Genomic DNA, 5,505 nt, shown 5'->3' on the forward strand with positions numbered 1-5,505 from the left:
CTGCGTGATCGATTGATCAGGCAGACGAATTCATAGAGTTTGGAATCAGCTTTTGGCGAATTATTTTGAATGCGTCAACTTGGCATAACACCTTGATCTGTATTTTGATCAAAGTTATAGGGTCAAGCCGCACGAGCAATTAGTATCAGTTAGCTTAACGCATTACTGCGCTTCCACACCTGACCTATCAACGTCCTGGTCTTGAACGACTCTTCAGGGGGCTCAAGGCCCCGGCAGATCTCATCTTGAAACGAGTTTCCCGCTTAGATGCTTTCAGCGGTTATCTCTTCCACACTTAGCTACTCGGCAATGCCACTGGCGTGACAACCGATACACCAGAGGTGTGTCCACTCCGGTCCTCTCGTACTAGGAGCAGGCTTCCTCAAATCTGCAGCGCCCACGGAAGATAGGGACCAAACTGTCTCACGACGTTTTAAACCCAGCTCACGTACCTCTTTAAATGGCGAACAGCCATACCCTTGGGACCGGCTACAGCCCCAGGATGAGATGAGCCGACATCGAGGTGCCAAACACCGCCGTCGATATGAACTCTTGGGCGGTATCAGCCTGTTATCCCCAGAGTACCTTTTATCCGTTGAGCGATGGCCCTTCCATACAGAACCACCGGATCACTATGTCCTGCTTTCGCATCTGCTCGACTTGTCAGTCTCGCAGTTAAGCACGCTTATGCCATTGCACTATCGTCACGATGTCCGACCGTAACTAGCGTACCTTCGAACTCCTCCGTTACGCTTTGGGAGGAGACCGCCCCAGTCAAACTGCCTACCATGCACTGTCCCCGATCCAGATAATGGACCTAGGTTAGAACCTCAAACACACCAGGGTGGTATTTCAACGTTGGCTCCACAAGATCTAGCGACCCTGCTTCAAAGCCTCCCACCTATCCTACACAGATCTGTTCAAAGTCCAATACAAAGCTACAGTAAAGGTTCATGGGGTCTTTCCGTCTTTCCGCGGGGAGATTGCATCATCACAAACATTTCAACTTCGCTGAGTCTCAGGAGGAGACAGTGTGGCCATCGTTACGCCATTCGTGCAGGTCGGAACTTACCCGACAAGGAATTTCGCTACCTTAGGACCGTTATAGTTACGGCCGCCGTTTACTGGGACTTCAATCAAGAGCTTGCACCCCATCATTTAATCTTCCAGCACCGGGCAGGCGTCACACCCTATACGTCCACTTTCGTGTTTGCAGAGTGCTGTGTTTTTAATAAACAGTCGCAGCCACCGATTTTTTGCAACCCATTCATGCTCCGTTGTTCACTTCACACTAATAGGGCACACCTTCTTCCGAAGTTACGGTGTCAATTTGCCGAGTTCCTTCTCCTGAGTTCTCTCAAGCGCCTTAGAATACTCATCTCGCGCACCAGTGTCGGTTTGCGGTACGGTCGTTGTTAGCTGAAGCTTAGTGGCTTTTCCTGGAACCTCGTTCAGTCACTTCACGGACAAGTCCGCTCGATCGTTGGCCTCGGTATATGTGCACCGGATTTGCCTAATGCACGCCTACATCCAACTAAACCAGAATAATCCAATAACTGGATGACCTATTAAGATCCGTCCCCACATCGCACTAACAATCGGTACAGGAATATTGACCTGTTTCCCATCAGCTACGCATCTCTGCCTCGCCTTAGGGGCCGACTCACTCTACGCCGATGAACGTTGCGTAGAAAACCTTGCGCTTACGGCGAGGGGGCTTTTCACCCCCTTTAACGCTACTCATGTCAGCATTCGCACTTCTGATACCTCCAGCACGCTTTACAACGCACCTTCACAGGCTTACAGAACGCTCTCCTACCACTTGCAATAAATTGCAAATCCGCAGCTTCGGTAACTGGCTTAGCCCCGTTACATCTTCCGCGCAGGACGACTCGATCAGTGAGCTATTACGCTTTCTTTAAATGATGGCTGCTTCTAAGCCAACATCCTGACTGTTTTAGCCTTCCCACTTCGTTTCCCACTTAGCCAATTTTAGGGACCTTAGCTGGCGGTCTGGGTTGTTTCCCTCTTGAGTCCGGACGTTAGCACCCGGTGCTCTGTCTCCCAAGCTGTACTCATCGGTATTCGGAGTTTGCCTTGGTTTGGTAAGTCGCCATGACCCCCTAGCCAAAACAGTGCTCTACCCCCGATGGTAATACTTGAGGCACTACCTAAATAGTTTTCGGAGAGAACCAGCTATTTCCAAGTTTGTTTAGCCTTTCACCCCTATCCACAGCTCATCCGCTAGTTTTGCAACACTAGTCGGTTCGGACCTCCAGTACCTGTTACGGCACCTTCATCCTGGCCATGGATAGATCACTTGGTTTCGGGTCTACACCCAGCGACTGATCGCCCTATTCGGACTCGATTTCTCTACGGCTTCCCTATTCGGTTAACCTTGCCACTGAATGTAAGTCGCTGACCCATTATACAAAAGGTACGCAGTCACCCCTTACGAGGCTCCTACTTTTTGTAAGCACGCGGTTTCAGGATCTATTTCACTCCCCTCCCGGGGTTCTTTTCGCCTTTCCCTCACGGTACTAGTTCACTATCGGTCAATGATGAGTATTTAGCCTTGGAGGATGGTCCCCCCATATTCAGACAGGATTTCTCGTGTCCCGCCCTACTTGTCGTTAGCTCAGTACCACACAGGTCATTTCACGTACGGGGCTATCACCCGCTATGGCCAGTCTTTCCAAACTGTTCCGTTATGTCTTGTGCTATCACTAACAGGCTTCTCCGATTTCGCTCGCCACTACTTTCGGAATCTCGGTTGATGTCTTTTCCTCGAGCTACTGAGATGTTTCAGTTCACCCGGTTCGCCTCGCATGACTATGTATTCATCATGCGATACCTTTGCAGGTGGGTTTCCCCATTCGGAAATCTCCGGATCAAAGCTAATTTGCCAGCTCCCCGAAGCTTATCGCAGGCTATCACGTCCTTCGTCGCCTATCATTGCCAAGGCATCCACCACGTGCTCTTATTCACTTGACCCTATAACTTTGACGTTTCTTGCGAAACACAAAATCATTTCAAGGAATATGTCAGGTCTTTCACCTGACGCGTTATGCCGTACATTCAATTCGATTTGACTCGAAATTGAAGTTTCTTTTGACGCAATCAAAAATTCTATGCTGCTGATGGCACGGTCTGCACTAAACCTTTACGAATGTGCAGTTTCCATCAGCAGCGCTGATTCGACTCTATGAATTTTTAAAGAACAGCCGATTGATCAAGAGATCTTGATCAACAACAAAGAAGCCTCATACTCGCGCACAAAGCCGCTTTGGTGTTGAATAAGTACCGAATTATTGGTGGAGGATGACGGGATCGAACCGACGACCCCCTGCTTGCAAAGCAGGTGCTCTCCCAGCTGAGCTAATCCCCCAAAACTCTCACACGAGAAATCAGAAGATTTGGTGGGTCTAGTTGGGCTCGAACCAACGACCCCCGCCTTATCAAGACGGTGCTCTAACCAGCTGAGCTACAGACCCAATCGAAGATCAACAAAGATCTCGACTTCTTCCAACAACCGATAAGTGTGGGCGTTTAAATTAAATTGCTTGTTTCCAGAAAGGAGGTGATCCAGCCGCACCTTCCGATACGGCTACCTTGTTACGACTTCACCCCAGTCACGAACCCTGCCGTGGTAATCGCCCTCCTTGCGGTTAAGCTAACTACTTCTGGCAGAACCCGCTCCCATGGTGTGACGGGCGGTGTGTACAAGACCCGGGAACGTATTCACCGTGACATTCTGATCCACGATTACTAGCGATTCCGACTTCACGCAGTCGAGTTGCAGACTGCGATCCGGACTACGACTGGTTTTATGGGATTAGCTCCCCCTCGCGGGTTGGCAACCCTTTGTACCAGCCATTGTATGACGTGTGTAGCCCCACCTATAAGGGCCATGAGGACTTGACGTCATCCCCACCTTCCTCCGGTTTGTCACCGGCAGTCTCATTAGAGTGCCCAACTGAATGTAGCAACTAATGACAAGGGTTGCGCTCGTTGCGGGACTTAACCCAACATCTCACGACACGAGCTGACGACAGCCATGCAGCACCTGTGTTACGGTTCTCTTTCGAGCACTAAGCCATCTCTGGCGAATTCCGTACATGTCAAAGGTGGGTAAGGTTTTTCGCGTTGCATCGAATTAAACCACATCATCCACCGCTTGTGCGGGTCCCCGTCAATTCCTTTGAGTTTCAACCTTGCGGCCGTACTCCCCAGGCGGTCAACTTCACGCGTTAGCTTCGTTACTGAGTCAGTGAAGACCCAACAACCAGTTGACATCGTTTAGGGCGTGGACTACCAGGGTATCTAATCCTGTTTGCTCCCCACGCTTTCGTGCATGAGCGTCAGTACAGGTCCAGGGGATTGCCTTCGCCATCGGTGTTCCTCCGCATATCTACGCATTTCACTGCTACACGCGGAATTCCATCCCCCTCTACCGTACTCTAGCTATGCAGTCACAGATGCAGTTCCCAGGTTGAGCCCGGGGATTTCACAACTGTCTTACATAACCGCCTGCGCACGCTTTACGCCCAGTAATTCCGATTAACGCTTGCACCCTACGTATTACCGCGGCTGCTGGCACGTAGTTAGCCGGTGCTTATTCTTACGGTACCGTCATTAGCCCTCTTTATTAGAAAAGGCCGTTTCGTTCCGTACAAAAGCAGTTTACAACCCGAAGGCCTTCATCCTGCACGCGGCATGGCTGGATCAGGCTTTCGCCCATTGTCCAAAATTCCCCACTGCTGCCTCCCGTAGGAGTCTGGGCCGTGTCTCAGTCCCAGTGTGGCTGGTCGTCCTCTCAGACCAGCTACAGATCGAAGGCTTGGTGAGCCTTTACCTCACCAACTACCTAATCTGCCATCGGCCGCTCCATTCGCGCAAGGTCTTGCGATCCCCTGCTTTCATCCGTAGATCGTATGCGGTATTAGCACAGCTTTCGCTGCGTTATCCCCCACGATTGGGCACGTTCCGATGTATTACTCACCCGTTCGCCACTCGCCGCCAGGATTGCTCCCGCGCTGCCGTTCGACTTGCATGTGTAAGGCATGCCGCCAGCGTTCAATCTGAGCCAGGATCAAACTCTATAGTTCGATCTTGATTTTTGCGCCTGACCTCGCGGCCAAGCAAAACTCATAAAAAAAGAATTAAAGTGAACTTCACTTCTATCTCATGAGCGTTTTTAAGTCTTGCGACTTGTTCCGAAGAACTTACGCAATTACCTTCAAACGCCCACGCTTATCGGCTGTAAATTTTTAACGATCACCGAAGCAACATTCGTCTACTTCGTTTAACTTGCTGCGATCAGCGAAGCCTTGTAGTCTATCACGGTTTTTTAAGTACCGTCAAACTTTTTTCGCTTTCTTCAACTTCACCAGCCAACCGCTTTTCGCAATCAGCCGCCGAAGTCATTTCAGCGAAGCCTTCGATTATGCACTGCTTTTTCAAACCGCGTCAACTTCGAAGGAAGTTTTTTTACCCGACTCACTC

At 50.3% G+C, this 5,505-nt stretch carries 2 tRNA genes and 2 rRNA genes; all 4 read right to left on the reverse strand.

What is annotated here, in order from left to right:
* Positions 1 to 118: 118 nt before the first annotated feature.
* The 4 genes from QTI51_RS38825 to QTI51_RS38840 all read right to left on the reverse strand — a co-directional run bounded on the left by QTI51_RS38825 (position 119) and on the right by QTI51_RS38840 (position 5,108).
* Positions 119 to 2,994 (reverse strand): 23S ribosomal RNA (locus tag QTI51_RS38825).
* A gap of 318 nt (positions 2,995 to 3,312) precedes the next feature.
* Positions 3,313 to 3,388, reverse strand: a tRNA-Ala gene (locus tag QTI51_RS38830).
* Positions 3,389 to 3,417: 29 nt separating this feature from the next.
* Positions 3,418 to 3,494 (reverse strand) — tRNA-Ile (locus QTI51_RS38835).
* Positions 3,495 to 3,573: 79 nt separating this feature from the next.
* A 16S ribosomal RNA gene (locus QTI51_RS38840) occupies positions 3,574 to 5,108 on the reverse strand.
* Together the 16S and 23S rRNA genes with 2 tRNA genes alongside form the textbook arrangement of a ribosomal RNA operon.
* Positions 5,109 to 5,505: the final 397 nt, after the last annotated feature.

It is taken from the genome of Variovorax sp. J22G73, assembly GCF_030317035.1.
In the GTDB taxonomy this organism is placed as follows: domain Bacteria; phylum Pseudomonadota; class Gammaproteobacteria; order Burkholderiales; family Burkholderiaceae_C; genus Variovorax.